The 19,303-nt window shown below is 66.4% G+C and carries 16 protein-coding genes and 2 tRNA genes; 10 read left to right on the top strand and 8 right to left on the bottom strand.

Features of this window, described 5'->3' with window-relative positions:
- Positions 1-41 precede the first annotated feature (41 nt).
- A complete protein-coding gene (locus tag GII31_RS14575) occupies positions 42-830 on the top strand; it encodes a fumarylacetoacetate hydrolase family protein (protein ID WP_213244146.1) in 789 nt (262 codons plus the stop codon).
- Positions 827-1,645 carry an alpha/beta fold hydrolase gene (locus tag GII31_RS14570; RefSeq protein WP_213244145.1) on the top strand — a complete coding sequence of 273 codons (819 nt, stop codon included), beginning with the start codon at positions 827-829 and terminating at the stop codon, positions 1,643-1,645. Before GII31_RS14575 ends, GII31_RS14570 begins: the two co-directional genes overlap by 4 nt.
- Before the next feature lie 616 nt (positions 1,646-2,261).
- Here GII31_RS14570 and GII31_RS14565 read toward each other — a convergent pair.
- Positions 2,262-5,045 carry an Ig-like domain-containing protein gene (locus GII31_RS14565; RefSeq protein ID WP_260840004.1) on the bottom strand — a complete coding sequence of 928 codons (2,784 nt, stop codon included), beginning with the start codon at positions 5,043-5,045 and terminating at the stop codon, positions 2,262-2,264.
- A 100-nt stretch (positions 5,046-5,145) separates the two neighbouring features.
- Here GII31_RS14565 and GII31_RS14560 point away from each other — a divergent pair, with 100 nt between their 5' ends.
- The 4 genes from GII31_RS14560 (at position 5,146) to GII31_RS14545 (ending at position 7,767) form a co-directional block, all read left to right on the top strand.
- Entirely contained in the window at positions 5,146-5,628 is a 483-nt protein-coding gene (locus tag GII31_RS14560; protein WP_260840527.1) for a hypothetical protein, read from the top strand.
- A 328-nt stretch (positions 5,629-5,956) separates the two neighbouring features.
- Positions 5,957-7,432: a glutamate--tRNA ligase gene (gltX, locus tag GII31_RS14555; protein WP_213244142.1), complete on the top strand. Its 1,476-nt coding sequence runs from the start codon at positions 5,957-5,959 to the stop codon at positions 7,430-7,432.
- Positions 7,433-7,520: 88 nt separating this feature from the next.
- Positions 7,521-7,592 (top strand) — tRNA-Gln (locus GII31_RS14550).
- A 102-nt stretch (positions 7,593-7,694) separates the two neighbouring features.
- Positions 7,695-7,767 (top strand) — tRNA-Glu (locus GII31_RS14545).
- Between the two features lie 219 nt (positions 7,768-7,986).
- Here the strand turns inward: GII31_RS14545 and GII31_RS14540 are convergent.
- Both GII31_RS14540 and GII31_RS14535 read right to left on the bottom strand, forming a co-directional pair.
- Positions 7,987-8,922: a polyadenylate binding domain-containing protein gene (locus GII31_RS14540; RefSeq protein ID WP_213244141.1), complete on the bottom strand. Its 936-nt coding sequence runs from the start codon at positions 8,920-8,922 to the stop codon at positions 7,987-7,989.
- A gap of 137 nt (positions 8,923-9,059) precedes the next feature.
- Positions 9,060-9,794: an IclR family transcriptional regulator gene (locus GII31_RS14535; protein WP_213244140.1), complete on the bottom strand. Its 735-nt coding sequence runs from the start codon at positions 9,792-9,794 to the stop codon at positions 9,060-9,062.
- A gap of 136 nt (positions 9,795-9,930) precedes the next feature.
- Here GII31_RS14535 and leuC point away from each other — a divergent pair, with 136 nt between their 5' ends.
- The 3 genes from leuC to GII31_RS14520 all read left to right on the top strand — a co-directional run bounded on the left by leuC (position 9,931) and on the right by GII31_RS14520 (position 12,953).
- Positions 9,931-11,442, top strand: coding sequence for a 3-isopropylmalate dehydratase large subunit (gene leuC, locus GII31_RS14530; protein WP_246221883.1), 1,512 nt, complete (start codon positions 9,931-9,933; stop codon positions 11,440-11,442).
- Positions 11,443-11,509: 67 nt separating this feature from the next.
- Positions 11,510-12,103, top strand: a complete 594-nt coding sequence (gene leuD / locus GII31_RS14525; RefSeq protein ID WP_213244139.1) for a 3-isopropylmalate dehydratase small subunit — start codon at positions 11,510-11,512, stop codon at positions 12,101-12,103.
- A 205-nt stretch (positions 12,104-12,308) separates the two neighbouring features.
- The gene (locus GII31_RS14520) at positions 12,309-12,953 is read left to right on the top strand and encodes an HU family DNA-binding protein (protein ID WP_213244138.1); all 645 of its coding nucleotides are present in this window, start codon (positions 12,309-12,311) and stop codon (positions 12,951-12,953) included.
- Between the two features lie 102 nt (positions 12,954-13,055).
- On the opposite strand, the gene GII31_RS14515 is transcribed toward GII31_RS14520, so the two are convergent.
- Genes GII31_RS14515 through cofC form a run of 3 tightly spaced genes read right to left on the bottom strand, consistent with a single transcriptional unit; the run spans position 13,056 to position 17,017 of the window.
- Positions 13,056-14,024 carry an NUDIX hydrolase gene (locus tag GII31_RS14515; RefSeq protein WP_213244137.1) on the bottom strand — a complete coding sequence of 323 codons (969 nt, stop codon included), beginning with the start codon at positions 14,022-14,024 and terminating at the stop codon, positions 13,056-13,058.
- Between the two features lie 6 nt (positions 14,025-14,030).
- Positions 14,031-16,262, bottom strand: a complete 2,232-nt coding sequence (locus tag GII31_RS14510) for an RNA degradosome polyphosphate kinase (protein ID WP_407649824.1) — start codon at positions 16,260-16,262, stop codon at positions 14,031-14,033.
- Complete coding sequence (gene cofC / locus GII31_RS14505; protein WP_246221882.1) at positions 16,259-17,017, bottom strand: 2-phospho-L-lactate guanylyltransferase; 759 nt, start codon at positions 17,015-17,017, stop codon at positions 16,259-16,261. Before cofC ends, GII31_RS14510 begins: the two co-directional genes overlap by 4 nt.
- 184 nt (positions 17,018-17,201) lie before the next feature.
- Between cofC and GII31_RS14500 the strand changes: the two genes are divergently transcribed.
- Positions 17,202-18,218: an NAD(P)H-dependent glycerol-3-phosphate dehydrogenase gene (locus GII31_RS14500; protein WP_213244136.1), complete on the top strand. Its 1,017-nt coding sequence runs from the start codon at positions 17,202-17,204 to the stop codon at positions 18,216-18,218.
- A 45-nt stretch (positions 18,219-18,263) separates the two neighbouring features.
- Here the strand turns inward: GII31_RS14500 and GII31_RS14495 are convergent, their stop codons facing one another.
- Both GII31_RS14495 and GII31_RS14490 read right to left on the bottom strand, forming a co-directional pair.
- Positions 18,264-18,935, bottom strand: coding sequence for a DUF3515 domain-containing protein (locus GII31_RS14495; protein WP_246221881.1), 672 nt, complete (start codon positions 18,933-18,935; stop codon positions 18,264-18,266).
- 66 nt (positions 18,936-19,001) lie between these two features.
- Positions 19,002-19,238: an Lrp/AsnC ligand binding domain-containing protein gene (locus GII31_RS14490; protein WP_213244135.1), complete on the bottom strand. Its 237-nt coding sequence runs from the start codon at positions 19,236-19,238 to the stop codon at positions 19,002-19,004.
- Positions 19,239-19,303: the final 65 nt, after the last annotated feature.

Below are 19,303 nucleotides of genomic sequence, written 5' to 3'. Positions count from 1 at the left end.
GGGGTGCATAGCGCTGCCACTCCGTCGGCTAGGCTTTCCGCATGCGTTTAGGTCGTATCGCCAGTCCCGACGGCGTCGCGTTCGTCTCCATCGAAGACGGCTCCACCGCTGAGAACGGGGGTGTGCCCGTCGCCAGGGAGATCGCGGAGCATCCTTTCGGCACGCCGACTTTCACCGGCCGGTCCTGGCCGTTGGCCGACGTGCGGGTCCTGGCTCCGATCCTGGCCACCAAGGTGATCTGCATCGGCAAGAACTACGCGGCGCATATCGCCGAGATGGGCGGTGAGGCTCCCGCCGATCCGGTGATCTTCATCAAACCCAACACCTCGATCATCGGACCCGAGGTGCCCATCGTGCGTCCGCCGTCGTCCCGGCGCGTCGACTTCGAGGGTGAACTCGCCGTCGTCATCGGCAAGCCCTGCAAGGACGTTCCCGCGGCGAAGGCTGCGAGCGTCATCCTGGGCTACACAATCGCCAACGACGTGACCGCCCGCGATCACCAGCAGGCCGACGGGCAGTGGACCCGGGGCAAGGGGTACGACTCCTTCTGCCCGCTCGGCCCGTGGATCGACACCGACTTCGATCCCTCCGATGTCGAACTGATCACCGAACTCGACGGTGAGGTGAAGCAGCGCTCGCGGACCTCGCTGATGATTCACGACATCGGCGCGATCATCGAATGGATCTCCCGGGTGATGACACTGCTACCCGGTGACGTCATCCTCACCGGCACTCCCGAAGGCGTGGGTCCCATGGTAGCGGGCCAACGTGTTTCGGTCAGCGTCGCCGGCCTCGGCACACTCTCGAACCCTGTGGTGGACAAAGCATGAAGAAACCTGAGATCGCCCGCATCAACGGCATCGACATCTCCTATGAGGTCGCCGGCTCCGGCCCGCTCATCGTCATGGTGATGGGAACCGGTAGCCCCGGACGGGTCTGGAAGGCCAACCAGCAACCCGCCCTCCTCAAAGCCGGATTCCGCGTCGCCCTCTTCGACAATCGCGGTATCGCACCCAGTTCCGAATGCCCCGACGGGTTCGCCATCGGTGACATGGTGGCCGATACCGCCGGACTCATCGAACATCTCGGAGAGGGTCCGGCCATCGTTGTGGGCACCTCCCTCGGTGCCCACATCACCCAGGAGTTGGCCCTGGCCCGGCCAGATGTCGTTCGTGGTGCCGTCATGATCGCCACCTATGGCCGTAACACCCCACTGCAGCGGGCGATCTCGGCCGGTGAACGTGCCCTCTACGACAACGGCATCAACCTGCCGCCGGAGTACGAGGCCGCGATCACCGCCCACCTCAATCTGTCGCCGCACACCCTCGACAACGATCGGGCCGCCCAGGACTGGCTCGACATCATCGGTTTCTCCCCTCAGAAGGTCACCCCGGGCGTGCGCGCCCAGTACGGGATCCACCAACACGAGGGCAACCGTCTGGCCGCCTATCGCGGTATCACCGTTCCGTCCATGGTGATCGGCTTCGCCGACGACCGCACACTCCCGGTCAAACTCGCCAAGGAAGTAGCCGACGCCATCCCCGGCTCACGCTACGAGCTTGTCGAGAAGGCCGGTCACTTCGGCTACCTCGAACAACCCGAGGCGGTGAACGCGCTGCTCATCGACTTCGCGCGCGGGTTGTGATCGGGACGAGAAGCGCGCAAAAGACCGGTCCTTCAGGTCGTTGACCTGACCGTCCAAATGTTGCTGTGGGGTCCGGATTCCGGACCGCACAGCAACATTTCGCGCAAGTCGTCGCCGGATCTGTAGTTGCCGGTAAGGCCCGTGCTCCGAACAGCCCGAGCGGTGCCGCGATCCGTCGGCGACCGGACTGTTCAGTCGAAGACGTCGCTGATGGTCTCGGCTGTGGCGGCCGGGCTCAGCCATGTCGGGAGTGTGTCGATATCGTCGCAGTCTCGCACGCGGTCACCGAGCGCGTCGGGCGCGTCAATACCTTGCGCTGACAGAACGGACAGGACGGCGACGACCGTCTCTTCAATCTTGCTTTTGGCCTTGCCCTTTCAACCTTGCCCGCCCCGAAGTAGGTCCGGGTGACGGGGGATTGGTATTCCCATGCTGTATTGGTCATCAGTTGGGCTGAGTCATGTTCTGTAGACGGCGGAACCCCTGATTTTTATGCGGCCTGATCGGCTGTGGGGTCGGTGCGGGCGAGGAAGTTGTTCATCGCGTGTGCGGGGTTTGGTCGTTGATCGTTGCCGCGCTCGGGCAACTCGTCAGAGCTGGGATTGTTCGATAAGGATCACACCAGCGCTGTGGTGTCGGCACGTTTGATTACGACCAGCCGTGTGACATCGCCATCGGTCACGAATTGGAGCACGGTTCCGTCGGCCGCGATCTGAACTCCGCCGACAGGCCTGTCGGGCACGGTTGTCGTGGTTGTCGTGCCGGTGGCGCTGAGGCTGGTGATGTGGGTGGTGCCGTCGCCGGTGCTGAAGTCGTAGGTGTAGGTCGCTCGGTAGACGGTGCCATCGGGGCCGAGCTGCATGTCGCCGGCGGGCTCTCCGAGCAATGGGGTGGTGGTTATGGGTCCGGTAGTGCTGATACTGGCGATGTGGTATGTGGTGAATCCGGTGTTGGGGTCAGAGGTGTGGATGGTTTGGTAGACAGCGCCGTCAGGGCCGATCAGCATGTCGCCCCAGGGGGCGCCGGGCAGGGGCGTTGTGGTTGTGGTTCCGGTGGGGCTGATGGTGATGACGTACGTTTCGTCGGTGTTGGGGTCGAGGCTGCGGGTGATTTGGTAGGAGGTGCCGTCGGGGCCGAACTGCGTGGCGTTGCTGTAGGGGTAGCCGGGCAGGGTGGTGGTGGTGACGGTTCCGGTGGTGCTGATGCTGGTGATGTGAAAGGTGTCGACGCCGGTCATGGGGTCTGAGGTGTATGTGACTTGGTGTACGGTGCCGTCCGGGCCGATCTCCATGACGGAGTAAAGGAAGCCGGGCAGGGTGGTGGTGACGGTTCCGGTGGTGCTGATGCTGGTGATGTAGTAGCTGTAGTCGCCGTAGGTGGTTTGGTAGATGGTGCCGTCCGGGCCGATCTGAACTCCGCCGACAGGCGAGCCGGGCAGGGTTGTGGTGGTTGTGGTTCCGGTGGTGCTGATGCTGGTGATAGTGGTGTTGGTGTCGTAGGGGCCGGTGGTTTGGTAGACGGTGCCGTCAGGACCGATCTGCATGGTGCCCAAGGGGTAGTCGGGCAGGGTTGTGGTGGTGGCGGTTCCGGTAGGGCTGATGCTGGTGATGCGGTAGCCGTAGTCGCCGGTGTTGGGGTCGATACCCATGGTGGTTTGGTGTGCGGTGCCGTCAGGGCCGATCTGAACGCTGCCCAAAGGTGAGCCTGGCAGGGCGGTGGTGATGGTTCCGGTGGGGTTGATACTGGTGACGTACGTTTCGTCGGTGTTGGGGTCGATGGCCATGGTGGTCTGGTGGACGGTGCCGTCAGGGCTGAACTGCATGCCGCCGGAGGGGAAGCCTGGAAGGATTGTGGTGGTTGTGGTTCCGGTGGTGCTGATGCTGGTGATGTAGAAGCCGTTGGGGGAATGGGTCGTGGGGTCGCTGGTGAAGGTGCCCTGGTGGGCGGTGCCGTCAGGGCCGACGTTAATGACACTGAAGGGCATGCCGAGCAGAGCGATGGTTGTGGTTCCGGTGGGGCTGATACTGGTGATGTAGACAGTGTCGAGGGCGCCGGTAGTGGGGTCGACTGTGGCGGTGCCCTGGTGGACGGTGCCGTCAGGGCCGAACTGCGTGTCCAAGTAGCCGCCGCCGGGGAGGATTATTCCGGATACCGGCGCGTCGATGCTTTCGGTGACAGTTCCGCCGTGTCCGTCGTCGACGGTGAGAGTGACGATTTCTGAGAGGTCCGCAGTGGTGGCGTTTACGTAGGACGCCGCGAGTTGTTGTGCGCCGGAGGGAGTGTACGTGTAGGTGCCGGTGGTCGGGTCGATGACCAGCGTGGCGCCGCCTGCGGTGATGAAAGTATTTGTGCCGGTGGGTGTTGCACCGGCAACAGTGAAAGTGAGGTCGTCGGAGTCGTTGTCTCCGGTGGTGATGGTGCCGGTGACTGTTGCCGAACCTGGTGTGGGGGTGGATGGTGGGGAGATCGCGAGGGTGGGGGTGGTGTTCTGCGGGCCGATGGGGACGACGACGGTGAGGTCGACGGTGCCGCCGTTACCGTCATCGGCGGTGATGACGATGGTGTGGGTGTGCGGGGCACCCGGGACGGCGGCGTCGTGGCGAAGTTCGGTGGTTGGTGTCCACGTGAAGGTGCCGGGGTTCTGATCGTCGAAGACGACGTCGGTGTCGGTGGTGTAGAAGATCAGTGGGTCGTTGTCGGGGTCGGTGACCATGCTCGCCAGGCCGGTGACCACCACCGAACCGGTGACGGCGTCGGGGGTGCCGACAGTGGGTTCCTGGTCGGGGTCGACCACCGGCGGCTGGTTGGCAGGTGGCGTGCTGGTTTCGGGGATGTGGATGGTGACGGTGCGGGTGTGTGGGTTCTGCCCGGTGAAGAGGGCGAGAATACTTGCCAGTCCGTGAATGTGGGGACCGGAGTCACTGATGGTGACGGTGAACTGATCGGCGGCGGTACTGCCGGCGTTGGGGGTGTAGGTGAAGGTGCCGTCGGCGTTGGGGGTGATGACACCGTTGGTGGGCTGTGTGGTGATGGTGGTGGTGAGTGGGTCGCCGTCGGGGTCGGTGGCGCCCAGGCTGATGGTGTACCCATCACCCGTTGGGGTCAGTGTGGGTGCGGCCGTGGGGCTTTGGTTGTTCAGCAGTGACCGGGCGCGTTGGGTCCACCACAGCAGGGTCCACGGTGCGGGGTTGGCCGCCGGTACGACCGGGCCACCGGCGGGCAGTAGTCCGAGGAATGCCAGAGCACCGACCAGGCCTTGGGAGGTGCTCGGAGCCGGAACCGGGGCTGTTGTGGTGGTCGTCGCCGCGGCCATGAAGGCCTGTGGCGCGGTAGATCCCGCCGACGGCGTGAAGGTGACCGGTTCGGGGGCTCCTGGTGCGTCGATCCCGGGTTCGGACACTGTTGACGCGGCCGGTCCGGTGATGTCAGCGGCCGGTTCGGTCGGGGTACTTGAGTCGGGCTCGGTGGCGGAATTATCGCTACTGGAGTTTGTTTCGTGCGTGTCGGTGGGCGATGGGGCCGAATATCCGGTGGTCGAGCCGCTCGTATCGGGTTCGGTGCTGGTCCAGATCGAGGTGTCCGAGGCTGCGGGTTCGGTGGCCGGGGCTTGCTCGGTGGCCGGTTCAGGCGGCGTTGTGTTGGTGGTGTCTGGTTCGGTCGAGGATTGTTCGGTGCTGGTGGCCGGTGCCGACGCGTCCGGGGTGTCGATGGTGTCAGACGAGTCAGGAGAGTCAGGGGCTACGGTACCGGTGTCGCTGGAGGAATCGGTCGAGTCGCCCGAGGAATCCGGCGAATCCGAGGACGTTCCGGAGGAGTCTGAGGACGTTCCGGAGGTGTCCGAGGAGGTGTCCGAGGCGCTTGAACTCGGCGCATCCGATGCTCCGCTGCCCGCCGACGAGTCACCGCCGGAGGAGCTTTCGGTGTCCGAGGACTGCGAGGAGGTGGAGTCCCCGGATGAGCTGGTGTCGTCGGCGGCGGCTTGACCTGGGTTGACCAGCAGTGCGACACCGGCGGCTGCGGCGATGATGCGGGCACGGTTTTTGGTTGAGATGCGCATGACATTCCTAGGCTGGTTGTCCGATGTGTCAACAATAATCTGATATGCGTGATCGCGAAATATAACTTCACTGCCTGATGTGTCGCGGGACACTGCATCGATTGGGTGAATGCCCTGGTCAAGGGGATTCAAGTGCGGACAGTTCATCCGTTCGGACTACACGGCGGGTGTGGGTCGCCGGTCCGCTACGAGTCCAGGTGGCGATTGATCTACGCGCTGCGGGACACTGTTCCCGATTCGATACCCTGATCGGCATGTCCAGTCCTGATCAGGTTCGTGTCCGTTTCTGTCCGTCGCCGACAGGTACCCCGCACGTGGGAATGGTGCGTACCGCGCTGTTCAATTTCGCGCAGGCCCGCCACAACAAGGGCACCTTCGTGTTCCGAATCGAGGACACCGACGCCGCCCGTGACAGCGAGGAATCGTACGAGGCCATCCTCGATTCGCTGCGCTGGCTGGGGCTGGATTGGGACGAGGGCCCAGAGGTGGGGGGACCGTACGGTCCGTACCGGCAGTCCGAACGCGCGGACATCCATGACGATGTGGTCCGCAGACTTCTCGACGCGGGCGAGGCGTACGAGGCGTACTCGACGCCCGAGGAGGTGGAGGCACGCCATCGCGCAGCGGGCCGCGACCCCAAGCTCGGCTACGACAATTTCGATCGCGACCTCACCGACGAACAGCGTGCCGCCTACCGGGCCGAGGGGCGTAATCCGGTTGTGCGACTGCGGATGCCCGACCGTGACTTGATTTGGGATGATCTGGTGCGCGGCACCACCACCATCAAGGCCGGCACCGTGCCCGACTTCGCGTTGACCAGGGCCAACGGCAAACCGTTGTACACGCTCGTCAACCCCGTCGACGATGCCATGATGAAGATCACGCATGTGCTGCGCGGGGAGGACCTGCTCTCGTCCACGCCGCGGCAGATCGCGTTGTACGAGGCACTGATGCGGCTCGGCATCGCCGACAGGGTGCCCGAGTTCGGGCATCTGCCGTTCGTGATGGGGGAGGGCAACAAGAAGCTCTCCAAACGTGATCCCGAATCGAATCTCCTGCACCATCGTGACCGCGGGTTCCTGCCCGAGGGGCTGCTGAACTATCTGGCGCTCCTGGGCTGGGGGTACAAGGCCGACGTCGACGTGTTTACCCTCGACGAGATGATCGAGGCCTTCGACGTACGCGCGGTCAACTCCAACCCGGCCCGCTTCGACCAGAAGAAGGCGGATGCGATCAACGCCGAGCACATCCGTCGGCTGAGCCCGGAGGACTTCGCGGGCAGGCTCAAGACCTACCTCGTCGGCCACGGACTGCTCCCCGAGCAGATCGATGAGGCCGCGTTCGCCATTCTCGCGGACTTGGTCCAGACCCGGATCCAGGTTCTCGGCGACGCGTGGGGCCTGATGTCGTTCCTGTATGTCTCCGATGACGAGTTCACCATCGACGAGAAATCCGCGGCCAAGAATCTGGGCGCCGACGCGGCCCCCGTGCTCGACGCTGCGGTCGCCGCGCTCGAATCGGTGGAGTGGACCACCGACGCCATCCAGTCGGCCCTCCAGGCCGCGCTGGTGGACGGTTTGGAGCTCAAACCGCGTAAAGCCTTCGGCCCGGTCCGTGTCGGCGTCACGGGATCGGCGGTCAGCCCGCCGCTGTTCGAGTCGATGGAACTACTCGGCCGCGACACCACCCTGGCCCGGCTGCGCTCGGCACGCGCAAACTGCCCGGTTTAGGGCCTCTGACCTGCCGATTTGTAGTTTAGGGGTATATCTTTGCTAAGGTTCTTCTCGGCCCTGAAGGGGGCCGAGAGGGTAAACCCCTTGGGGTATGGTGTAATTGGCAACACAGCTGATTCTGGTTCAGCCATTCTAGGTTCGAGTCCTGGTACCCCAGCGAGCACTCGCCCACCACGGTGTGCAACACTACCGTGTACGAGAGTTCAGAACTGAATATGCGGGTTCTCTGGCGACGATGTCGCCGGCGGAACCGTTCTAGGGCCCCGTCGTCTAGCGGCCTAGGACGCCGCCCTCTCAAGGCGGTAGCGCGGGTTCGAATCCCGTCGGGGCTACAACCGAGATCGACCCTCACCGGCAAGGTGAGGGTCGATCTTCGTCGTGTGGGCCGTTGCTCGGTCACGGGCGTCGAGGATGATCGCCACGGGGTGATCGGCGACACACGGCGGTGGCCATGAACACAGTGCAGCGATCATCTACGCAGAGCGAGGGGGTGTCCACCACATCGGGTGGACACCCCCTCGCTCAGCCTCTGGGCGGGATCGTGTCGGCGCTCAGGACGCGTTGGCGATCAGTTCGCGCTGCTGGTTGAACATCGATGCCAGATCGGATTCGACACCCGATGCGGACTCGGCGCCGGTGCTGACCAGGCTGTGGGTGATCTCGATGCCGACCTGTCGTTCGATGCCGAGCACGACGTGCATGATCAAGTTCACCTTGACGCCGCTCATCTCGAAGGCGCCCGTCATCGTGGCGGCCTTGTAGGTGCCGGTGATGCCGGGGACCGAAAATGTCGACATCGTCATCGTCGCTGTGACCGGCGTGCCGTCGTTGTTGATGGTCATGGTGAAGTCCGAGCATTTCGACACGATGTCATCGAAGTCGTCGAGCTCGGAGCCGTCGACGGGTTTGGTCACCTCGGCCTCGTAGGAGGTCTCGGAGAATGACCCGGTACCCGAGCGCGAGATCGTGAGCTCGCGCGAGGCCTTCTCCCGGTTCCCCTCCGACTCGGCGTTGACGATGCTGTTGCACGCGTCGTTGTCGATGGTGACGTCGTCATCGTCATCGTCGTCATTGCCGTCGGAGGTGGAGAACTCACCGCCGACCGAGCTGGGGAAACCGGACTCGGACAGGACGAGGTCCTTGGCCGCGGCCACAGGCGCCGGCTTGCCGGAGTCGTTGTCGTCGCCCGAGGTGGTCAGGGCTAGGACCAGGGCGATGATGGCCACCACGACGAGTGCGGCGACACCGCCGCCGAGCCACAGCAACTTCTTGGAGCCGCCGCCGGACGGTGGAGTCGGCGACGGATACGGACCGCCCTGGCCGGGCCAGTTCGGTTGCGGCTGCGCTGCGCCCTGCGCCGGCCATCCCTGCTGGGGGTGGCCCGCCTGCTGGCCGGGCACGTTCTGCGCGGGATTCTGCGGCCATTGCTGACCGCCCGGGTACTGCTGGGGGTTGCCCGACTGTGTCGGGTCGTACGGGTTGCCCAATGTCGGGGTCCTCTCGAATCGGTGTTCTCACAGATCCTCGCACGTGGGCCCCGCGAAAATACAGACAATCCCGGCGGACGCCATCCATCCGAATTACCGCGTGCGGGTCCCCGCGTGGCCTCGACGGGGCCGCGCGGTCAGGATTCGCCTGCCGCCAGACGCTTCTGGATGGCGTCCGCGGCGGCGAGCAGGTCGGCCGCCCAGCGTGCGCCGGGGCGCCGCCCCATCCTGTCGATGGGGCCGGAGACGGAGATCGCGGCGATCACCTCGCCGGCGGCGTCGCGTACCGGTGCGGACACGCTGGCCACCCCTGCCGCGCGTTCACCCGCGCTCTGAGCCCAGCCGCGGCGACGGATCTCGTGCAGTGCGCGTTCGCCGAACACGCTGTCCGAGAGTAGCGCCCGCTGCGTGGCACCCTCGGTCCAGGCGGCCAGGACCTTGGCCGCCGAACCCGCGTTCATCGGGAAGCGGGTGCCCACCGGCACGGTGTCGCGCAGCCCGGTGGGCGGTTCCATCGCGGCGACACAGATACGTTCGGTGCCCTCGCGACGGTAGATCTGCACCGATTCGCCGGTGATCTCACGTAGTCGCGGCAGCACCATCAACGCGGCCTCGCGCACCGGGTCGTGGGCCGAGGACGCCAGCTCGCCCAGCGCCGGGCCCGGGTACCATTTTCCGGAAGCGTTGCGCGCCAACAGCCTGTGCGATTCCAGGCCGACGGCGAGACGGTGCGCGGTGGCCCGCGGCAGGCCGGTCCGCTCGCACAGCTCGCCGAGGTTGCACGGAGCGTCGGCCACCGCTCGCAGCACAGTGACCGATTTATCGAGGACGCCGATTCCGCTGGTGACCTCGGGTGCGCTATCCTTTCCCATAGGACGATACTAGCTGTCCATATAGTGGGATCGCTAATTTTGGTTCCGGGCGGGTGCGAGAATGCCTCACCGGAGCCGGAAGGCCATGCGGAACAGCCCCCGGGTGGTTGGCGAATGAGTAGATGCGGGTACAGCCATGAGCAGTGAGCGAATCGAAGAATCACCGAACGCGCAGTCGGCGAACGCGGGCGGCGACACACGCGGTCGGTCCGGCGGCGCCGGCCCGGACCGGCCGCGAACCCTTGCCGAAAAGGTGTGGGACGACCACGTTGTGGTGCGTGGTGAGGTCGACGAGTCCGGCAACCGGAATCCCGATCTGATCTATATCGACCTTCATCTGGTGCACGAGGTCACCAGCCCGCAGGCCTTCGACGGTCTGCGGATGGCCGGACGCCCCCTGCGCCGTGTCGATCTGACGATCGCGACCGAGGACCACAATGTGCCGACGATCGATATCGACAAGCCGATCGCCGACGAGGTCTCCCGACTGCAGGTCGACACGTTGCGCCGCAACTGCGAGGAGTTCGGTGTCCGGCTGTACAGCATGGGAAACCGCGAACAGGGTATTGTTCACGTCGTCGGCCCGCAGCTCGGTCTGACCCAGCCCGGCATGACCGTCGTCTGCGGTGACAGCCACACCTCCACCCACGGCGCCTTCGGTTCCATCGCGATGGGCATCGGCACCTCGGAGGTCGAGCACGTGATGGCGACGCAGACCCTGTCGCTCAAGCCGTTCCGCACGATGGCCATCAACGTCGACGGCGAGTTGGGGCCGGGCGTCACCAGCAAGGACCTGATCCTGGCGGTGATCGCCAAGATCGGCACCGGCGGCGGTCAGGGCTACGTGCTGGAGTATCGCGGCGCGGCGATCGAGAAGCTGTCGATGGAAGCGCGGATGACCATCTGCAACATGTCGATCGAGGCGGGGGCCCGGGCCGGCATGATCGCTCCCGACGAGGTCACCTACGAGTACCTCAAAGGCCGCGAGCATGCGCCGAAGGGGGCGGACTGGGACGCCGCTGTGGCGTACTGGGATTCGCTGCGCACCGACCCGGACGCGCGGTTCGACGCCGACGTGCACATCGACGCGTCGTCGTTGACCCCGTTCGTGACCTGGGGTACCAACCCGGGTCAGGGTGCCCCGCTGGGTGATCGGGTGCCCGACCCGGCGCTGATCGCAGACGAGACGGAGTCGCTGGCCGCGGCCAAGGCGCTGGACTACATGGGTCTGGAAGCGGGAACACCGCTGCGGAATGTGAAGATCGACACGGTTTTCGTCGGATCATGCACCAACGGCCGGATCGAGGATCTGCGCGCCGTCGCGGGAATCCTCAAAGGCCGCCACGTGGCCGACGGTATGCGGATGCTGATCGTGCCGGGCTCGATGCGCGTGCGCGCACAGGCCGAGGACGAGGGGCTCGGTGAGATCTTCACCGCCGCCGGGGCCGAGTGGCGTCAGGCCGGATGCTCGATGTGCCTGGGTATGAACCCGGACCAGCTGTCGCCGGGTGAGCGTTGCGCCTCCACGTCCAACCGTAATTTCGAAGGGCGCCAAGGCAAGGGCGGCCGTACGCATCTGGTGTCGCCGCTGGTGGCGGCGGCGACGGCGGTTCGGGGCACGCTCTCGGCACCCGCGGACCTGGCCTGACCGGCGCACCCCACGAACACCACAGCACGCCGGACAACGGTTTCCGAAGACTATCGAAAGCTTTGACATGCAACCTTTTATCACGCACACCGGAATCGGCGTCCCGATGCGCCGCAGCAACGTCGACACCGACCAGATCATCCCGGCCGTCTACCTCAAGCGGGTCACCCGCACCGGCTTCGAGGACGGGCTGTTCGCCGGCTGGCGGGCCGATCCCGACTTCATCCTGAACAACGAACCGTGGAGCCGGGGCTCGGTTCTGGTCGCCGGCCCTGACTTCGGCACCGGCTCGTCCCGTGAGCACGCGGTGTGGGCTTTGTCGGACTTCGGCTTTCGGGTGGTCATCTCCTCCCGCTTCGCGGACATCTTCCGTGGCAACGCAGGCAAGGCCGGTCTCGTCGCCGCTCAGGTCGAGCAGTCCGATGTGGAGTTGCTGTGGAAGCGCCTCGAGCAGGAGCCGGGTCTGGAACTGACCGTGAGCCTTGAGGATAAGACGGTGACCGCCGGAGACCTTGTGGTGCCGTTGGCGATTGATGACTACACACGCTGGCGCCTGATGGAGGGCCTGGACGACATCGGACTGACATTGCGCCAGGTAGAAGCGATTTCCGAGTACGAGAAGTCGCGTCCGGCATGGAAGCCGACGACGCTGGGACAGTGATCTCGGCCCCTCGGGTATGACCTCCACCGGGACCATACCCGAGGGTCCTGTTCGGGGATTACGGCAAGCCGCATACCCCTTGACGTTTCGGGACACGCCTCACTAATTCGTGTGGAAGATGGACCTTTTCGGTTCCGACGTTTACCGTGTGTGGTTAAGTGACCACGTTCGGAGTGGTTTACAACGGCTTGCGGAGGTACCCAACATGAACAAGGCAGAGCTCATCGACGAGCTGACCAAGAAGCTCGACGCGGATCGGAAGACCGCGACAGAGGCGGTCGAGCTGGTCGTCGACACGATCGTGCGCGCGGTCCATCGCGGCGAGAGTGTCACCATCACCGGCTTCGGTGTCTTCGAGAAGCGCAAGCGCGCACCGCGTGTGGCGCGTAACCCGCGCACCGGTGAGACCGTGAAGGTCCGGGCCACCTCGGTGCCCGCGTTCCGTCCGGGTGCGCAGTTCAAGGCTGTCGTCGCCGGAAAGCAGAAGTTGTCGGCTACCGGCCCGGCCGTCAAGCGCGGCAGTGCCGCCAGCACCGCGGCCGCCAAGAAGGCCGCGGCCAAGAAGACCACCGCGGCCAAGAAGACCACCACCACCGCGGCTGCCAAGAAGACCACCGCGGCCAAGAAGACCACCACCACCGCGGCTGCCAAGAAGACCACCGCGGCCAAGAAGACCACCACCACCGCGGCTGCCAAGAAGACCACCACCACCGCCGCGGCGAAGAAGACCACGGCCGCCAAGAAGGCTCCGGCGAAGACCACCACCGCGGCCAAGAAGACCACCGCGGCGAAGAAGACCACGGCCGCCAAGAAGGCTCCGGCGAAGACCACCCGCCGCAGCAGCCGCTAGCCGAACTCTGGTCCGACCACGTTCAGCCCACTCCTGCCCCCGACGGACTTCCCCCGTCGGGGGCAGGATTGTGTTGTGGTCCCTACGGTGTCGATGTGATCCCTATGGCGCCGATGTGGCGGGAGCGGATGCGGAAGTGCCGCCGATGAACCCGGACGGTGTCCGGTCGGCGCCGGGCAGTGGGCTGTCCCAATAGTCCGCGGCAACCAGAACGGGGCCGTCGACGGTCAGTACCCACATGCTGGCCTTGTGATTGCCGACATCCGGAAGCCGGATCCCGCTGCGCCGACTCCACTCCGCGAGCAGCGGCGGAACCACCTTGCCCTGGCTGCACACCGCGTGGATGCGCGCGTGGGACGCGATGTGGATGATGCGGGCCAGCGCGCGGGCCGGGTCGCCGCGATAGCCTTCCTCCGACAACGCGGGCTCGTCGTGCACACCGGCACCGAGACGTTCGGCCAGCGGGGCCAGCGTCTGTCGGCAGCGCACCCTGTCGGCGGCGTGCAGCTTCTGCGCGCCATACGCGGCCAGCAGCGGCGCCAATGCCTCGGCCTGCTCGTGGCCGGAGTCATCGAGAGGACGCTCGCGGTCGTCACCCCGGTAGTCGGAACGGTTGCCCGCCTTGGCATGGCGCACCAGCAGCACGGTATGCAGGTCGGCGGGCAGACGGGTGAACTCATCGAGGACCTTCTGGTCCAGCCGGTAGGAGAGCCGTTCGCGGGCGGCGGGTATCGGCAACCACTCGACGCGATCGACCTCGTGATTGGCTTCGAACGATCCCGAGATCGCCCGCGCCGACCAGTAGCGGACGTGTTTGCTGTCGCCGCGCGGCAGCCGGTAGGTCACATCGCGCAGCCAGCGTCCGAGCCGGACCGCATGCCCGGTCTCCTCGGCCAGCTCTCGGACGGCCGTGTCGGCCAGCGTCTCGCCCGCGTCGGCTTTGCCCTTGGGCAGCGACCAGTCGTCGTAGTGGGGCCGATGGACCAGCCCCACCTCCACCGGCGAGTCGTCGGACTCCTTGCGCCACAGCACGCCCCCGGCCGCCCACACCGTCTTGTCGTTCTTGGACATGACGGGTCAGGCGGAACGCTCGGGACGGCGGCGGTGGCGCCTGATCATCTGGAGCTGATGATCGCGCACCTCCTCGCCCGCGGCGGGTGAGGCCAGCCAACTGCCGTCGGACTGCAATACCCAGCAGCGGGTGCGCGCGTCGAGCGCCGAATCGAACATGTCACGGATCTCGACCACCGAGTGCGCGTCGCGCACCTGCACCATCACCTCGACGCGCCGGTCGAGGTTGCGGTGCATCATGTCGGCCGAACCGATCCAGTACTCGTCCACCGAACTGAAATGCAGGATGCGCGAATGTTCCAGGAATTGGCCGAGGATGGAACGGACGACGATGTTCTCGCTGAGTCCCGGTATGCCCGGTCGCAACGCGCAGATACCCCGCACCACCACATCCACCGGCACCCCGGCCTGCGAGGCCCGGTAGAGCGCGTCGATGATCTGCTCGTCGACGAGCGCGTTGGCCTTCAGCTGAATTCGCGCACGCTTGTCGCCGGCACGGCTGCGGTCGATCTCGGCGGCGATCCGGTCCACGATGCCCGACCGGATTCCGTGCGGCGACACCAGGATGTTGCGGTAGCCGGTCTTGCGCGAGTATCCGGTGAGCGTGTTGAACAGATCGGTGAGGTCCGCGCCCACATCCGGTGCTGCGGTGAACAGGCCCATGTCCTCGTACAGGCGCGCGGTCTTGGGATTGTAGTTGCCGGTGCCGATGTGGCAGTACCGTTTGATCGTCGATCCCTCGCGCCGCACCACCAGGCACGTCTTGCAGTGGGTTTTGAGTCCGACGAGGCCGTACACCACGTGTACGCCCGCCTGCTCGAGTTTGCGGGCCCAGCGGATGTTGGCCTGCTCGTCGAAGCGTGCCTTCAACTCCACCAGCGCCACAACCTGTTTGCCGGCCTCGGCGGCGTCGATGAGGGCGTTGACGATCGGTGAATCACCGGAGGTGCGGTACAGGGTCTGCTTGATGGCCAGCACGTGCGGGTCGGCCGCCGCCTGCTCGATGAACCGCTGCACGCTGGTGGAGAACGAGTCGTACGGGTGGTGGACCAGCACATCACCCTCCTTGAGGGTGGCGAAGATGCTGCGCGGCGTTTCCCTTTCACCGAACGCCGGGTGGGTGGCCGGCACGAACGGGCGGTCCTTGAGCTGTGGGCGATCCACCCCGTAGATCTCGAACAGCGACGACAGGTCGAGCAGGCCGGGCACCTGGATCACGTCGGCGGGGTTGACGTCGAGTTCGCGCAGGAGCAGCTCGAGCATGTGCTCGGTCATGTCATCGGCCACCTCCAGGCGGACCGGTGAGCCGAATCGTCTACGAGCCAGCTCACGTTCGAGGGCCTGCAGCAGGTCCTCGTCGCGGTCCTCGTCGACCTCGAAATCGGCGTTCCGGGTGACACGGAAGGCATGGCAGTCGGCGACCTCCATGCCAGGGAACAGATGCTCGAGGTTGGCCGCGATCAGCCGTTCGGTGGGCAGGAAGACCGCCGCGGCGGGTCCGTCGTCGGAGCTGTCCGGCTCGGGGATGAGGGTGTCGACGCGGACGAAGCGCTTCACATTGTCCGGGACCTTGACGCGGGCGAAGTGCTCCGGTCCTTCTGGAGAGTCACGAACCGTGACAGCAAGATTCAGGCTCAGGCTGCTGATGTAGGGGAACGGGTGGGCCGGGTCGACGGCCAGTGGGGTGAGGACCGGGAACACCTGCTCGTTGAAGTACTGGACGAGCCGCTCGCGTTGTTGCGGTGACAGATCGTTCCAGCCCACCACGTGAATGTTGTTCTCCGCCAACTCAGGCTGCACCATGTCGAGGAACACCCGGGCGTGCCGGTCGGCGATCGTCTGGGTACGGCCGGCGATCCGCTGCAACTGCTCGCGCGGCGACAGCCCGTCGGCCGACCGCACCGACAGTCCGGTTTCGTCTCGACGTTTGAGACCGGCCACCCGGACCATGAAGAACTCGTCGAGGTTCGAGGCGAAGATCGCCAGGAACTTGGCCCGCTCCAGCAGCGGCTGCGAGGTGTCCTCGGCCAGCGCCAGAACCCTGGAGTTGAAGTCCAGCCAACTCAATTCACGGTTGAGATAGCGGTCGTCGGGCAGATCGGTGAGTTCATCGGGGCTGAGTGTGGCCGCCGGTGGCGCTCCCGGAATCGCCACATCCGGGCCGTCACCGGCCGCGGCCGCCTGGGAGGGGATCGTGTTGACGCTGTCGGGGCTTGCGGTGTCGTCGGCAGGGCTCACCGGTCAATCATGACGTATCCGCGTCCGCGATGGCATGCGGTGGGTGAACATTCCGCGGTACCGGGGATATCGGGGTCGGGACCATCACACAGGACCCGCGCCGTGCGGACGCCCACCCCCAGGGCCGCCGCCGCGACCAGATCCTCGGCGGTGTCGACGTCGCGGCGCAGTCCGGGCCATCGGGCGCGCCCGGGATCGAGTTCGGTCGCCCCGTCGCGGCGGTGCAGCGCGGCCGAGTCGGGGCCGAAGCGGGTCGGTGTGCCGATGTGGGCATCGCGCACCAGCATGGCGGTGCCGTCGCCGCGCACATCTGCCACCAGCGCCTGACGATGCGGGGCAGCCGCGACGAGTGCCTCGAGGATCTGCTTACCGGTGGCCGCGGGCAGGTCCGCCTGGACCAGCAGCACCCGGCGCAGTTCGGGGAGCCGGCGGCGAGCCGCGCCGATCCCCTCGGCCATCGCGAGGTTCAGGCCGTCGCCGGTGCCGGTGAGGGTCTCGGCGATCCCAGTCGCGCCCGAGTCGGCGGCCTCCCGCAGGACCACCGGGTCGGGCGAGACCACCCACACATGCGGGCATCCGGCCGCGCGGATCGCGGCGATCGTGTCGGCGAGCATCGCGGTCACCAGTGCGCGGCGGTTGTGATCGTCCCAGCCGGTGAGCCGGGACTTGGCGTCGGCCAGGGACTTCACCGCCAGAATCGCGGCGGTGTGGTCCGTCGCGGGTCGGTGATCCGGCCGGTCGGCTGGCATGGTCATGGCCTCCATCATGGCCGACGGCCCGGCGGGCTGCGAGGGGGTGCCGGGGCGGCGCGCCGATGCGGTCCCGCCGCGCGGTGCACGAGCGCTACTGTGTCGGTAAGGACGGGTGGCCCGGCGGGTCGGCGGGTGGCCCGATGGCGGATCGACTGCCCGAGAGTGTGGCCCGGCGAGAGGACTGTGTGTGCGTGCTGTGGTGATGGGATCCGGATCGTGGGGGACGGCAACCGCGAAAGTGCTGGTCGATGCCGGTGTCGAGACCACGATGTGGGCGCGTCGCCCGGCCCTGGCCGAGGCGATCAACACCGCTCACACCAATCCCGATTATCTGAAGGGGATCGCGCTGCCCGAGTCCCTGCGGGCGACGTCGTCGGTGCCCGAGGCGTTGAGCGGCGCGGACATCGTGGTGTGCGCGGTGCCGTCGCAGTCGCTGCGCGCGAATCTCGCCGAATGGCGCGAACACCTGCGGCCCACGGCATCGCTGGTGTCCCTGGCCAAGGGCGTGGAAACCAGCACCCTGATGCGGATGACCGAGGTGATCGCGGAGGTCAGTGGTTTTCCCGCCGACCAGATCGCCGTACTCAGCGGACCGAATCTGGCTCGCGAGGTGGCCGAGCAGCAGCCGGCCGCGACGGTGATCGCATGCCCGGACGAGGCACGCGCCACCGAGCTGCAGGCCGCGTTCTCCACCGCTTACTTCCGTCCGTACACCAACACCGACGTCGTCGGCTGCGAGATCGGCGGCGCCGTCAAGAACGTGATCGCGCTGGCATGCGGGATGGCGGGCGGGATGGGCTTCGGCATGAACACCCTGGCCAGCATCATCACCCGGGGGCTGGCCGAGACCATCCGGCTCGGTCATGCCCTGGGGGCGCAGGCCGAGACGTTCGCGGGGCTGGCCGGGGTCGGGGATCTCGTCGCCACCTGTTCCTCGCCGCTCTCACGCAACCGCACCTTCGGCGCAAAACTGGGTGAGGGCGCGACGATGGAGGAGGCGCAGGCGGCCACCAACGGGCAGGTCGCCGAAGGCGTCAAGTCGTGTGTGTCGGTGCGCGCGCTCGCCCGCGAGCACGGTGTGGAGATGCCGTTGACCGATGCCGTCGCCGCCGTCTGCCACGAGGGGATGTCGACGGGAGAGGCGGTCAGCTCGCTGCTGGGCCGTAGCCGCAAACCCGAGACCTACGGCCGCCCCACCGCCTGAGCGCTCGACTGTACCGACCGATATCCGGGTCGGCCGAGATCAGGGTCAGCCGAAGTCCAGTGGGGCCATCGGCAGGGTCTTGCTGATGATCGCGGAGATATCGGTGATCGGTGCATTGCCGGCGTTGACCGGCAACCACAACGCCACGTAGGGGCGACGGTCGACGCTCACGTACGCCTGGCCGGACCCGTCGCGGGTGTCGGTCATGAACCACTGCACGGGATTGACCACCTGCAGATTGCTGGTCGGGGCCAGGCCCGCGGGCCGGTCGACACCGCACCGCAGCACGATGTCGCCGTCAGAGGAGGTGTATCGCACCAGCCCGTCGTCGGATGTCTTCTTGTCGGAGAAACCGTCGAATCGGTCGGGTAGTGCGTCCACGAGTGCGGCGCATTCCGTCGACGACGACCCCGGCGCGGCCAAGGACGCGACCGGGTTGGCCTCGGCATCGGGCTTCAGTGCCGCCACCACGATGAAGAAGGTCAGCACCACCACGGGGATGGTGACCAGGGTCGCGATCAGTGCGGGGCTGAGTCGGCGCGAATCATCGCGCGGTGCCGGAACAGCCCGGGTACCGGTGCCGGTGACATCTGGACCGGGGGTATCGGCCGGGGGAGAGGTGTCCGCGGGGGCGGGCGCGCCGGGCCCGTCGCCGGCGGGGCTGCTGCCGGCGGCGGGCGACCGGTCGTCGGACTGCCCGGATCCTGAGTCGTTCACAACACCAAGGCTAAACGCGGCGCGCATGGGCACCGGCGCGGGTCCCCAGGCGGGGGCCCACCGGTCTCAGCGGGCCCCGACGACCGGACAGGTCAGGGTGCGGGTGATGCCGTCGACCTTCTGGATCTGCGGCACGATGTCCTCGGTGAGCCGACCGGCGTCGGTGGTTTCCACGCGCACGATCACGTCGTACGGTCCGCTGACCTCCTCGGACGAGGACACCCCGCTGATCTCCGCGATCGCCGCGGCGGCCAGTGCGGCCCGCCCTACCTCGGTCTGAATCAGTATGTATGCCTGAACCATTCGCGTCCTCCGTCCTGCGCCGGCACCGTGGTGCCCCGCGCCGTGTTCCGTCGGCGGCGCCGAGA

Source organism: Gordonia pseudamarae (genome assembly GCF_025273675.1).
In the GTDB taxonomy this organism is placed as follows: domain Bacteria; phylum Actinomycetota; class Actinomycetes; order Mycobacteriales; family Mycobacteriaceae; genus Gordonia; species Gordonia pseudamarae.
The sequence above is the reverse complement of the archived record's forward strand: the minus strand, read 5'-3'. Positions and strand labels throughout refer to the sequence as shown.

Coding starts and splice junctions, on each gene's coding strand:
- gltX (WP_213244142.1), top strand. CDS start 5,957: ATGTCCAGTCCTGATCAGGTTCGTGTCCGTTTCTGTCCGTCGCCGACA.
- GII31_RS14490 (WP_213244135.1), bottom strand. CDS start 19,238: ATGGTTCAGGCATACATACTGATTCAGACCGAGGTAGGGCGGGCCGCA.
- leuD (WP_213244139.1), top strand. CDS start 11,510: ATGCAACCTTTTATCACGCACACCGGAATCGGCGTCCCGATGCGCCGC.
- leuC (WP_246221883.1), top strand. CDS start 9,931: ATGAGCAGTGAGCGAATCGAAGAATCACCGAACGCGCAGTCGGCGAAC.
- GII31_RS14515 (WP_213244137.1), bottom strand. CDS start 14,024: ATGTCCAAGAACGACAAGACGGTGTGGGCGGCCGGGGGCGTGCTGTGG.
- GII31_RS14570 (WP_213244145.1), top strand. CDS start 827: ATGAAGAAACCTGAGATCGCCCGCATCAACGGCATCGACATCTCCTAT.
- GII31_RS14535 (WP_213244140.1), bottom strand. CDS start 9,794: ATGGGAAAGGATAGCGCACCCGAGGTCACCAGCGGAATCGGCGTCCTC.
- cofC (WP_246221882.1), bottom strand. CDS start 17,017: ATGACCATGCCAGCCGACCGGCCGGATCACCGACCCGCGACGGACCAC.
- GII31_RS14520 (WP_213244138.1), top strand. CDS start 12,309: ATGAACAAGGCAGAGCTCATCGACGAGCTGACCAAGAAGCTCGACGCG.
- GII31_RS14575 (WP_213244146.1), top strand. CDS start 42: ATGCGTTTAGGTCGTATCGCCAGTCCCGACGGCGTCGCGTTCGTCTCC.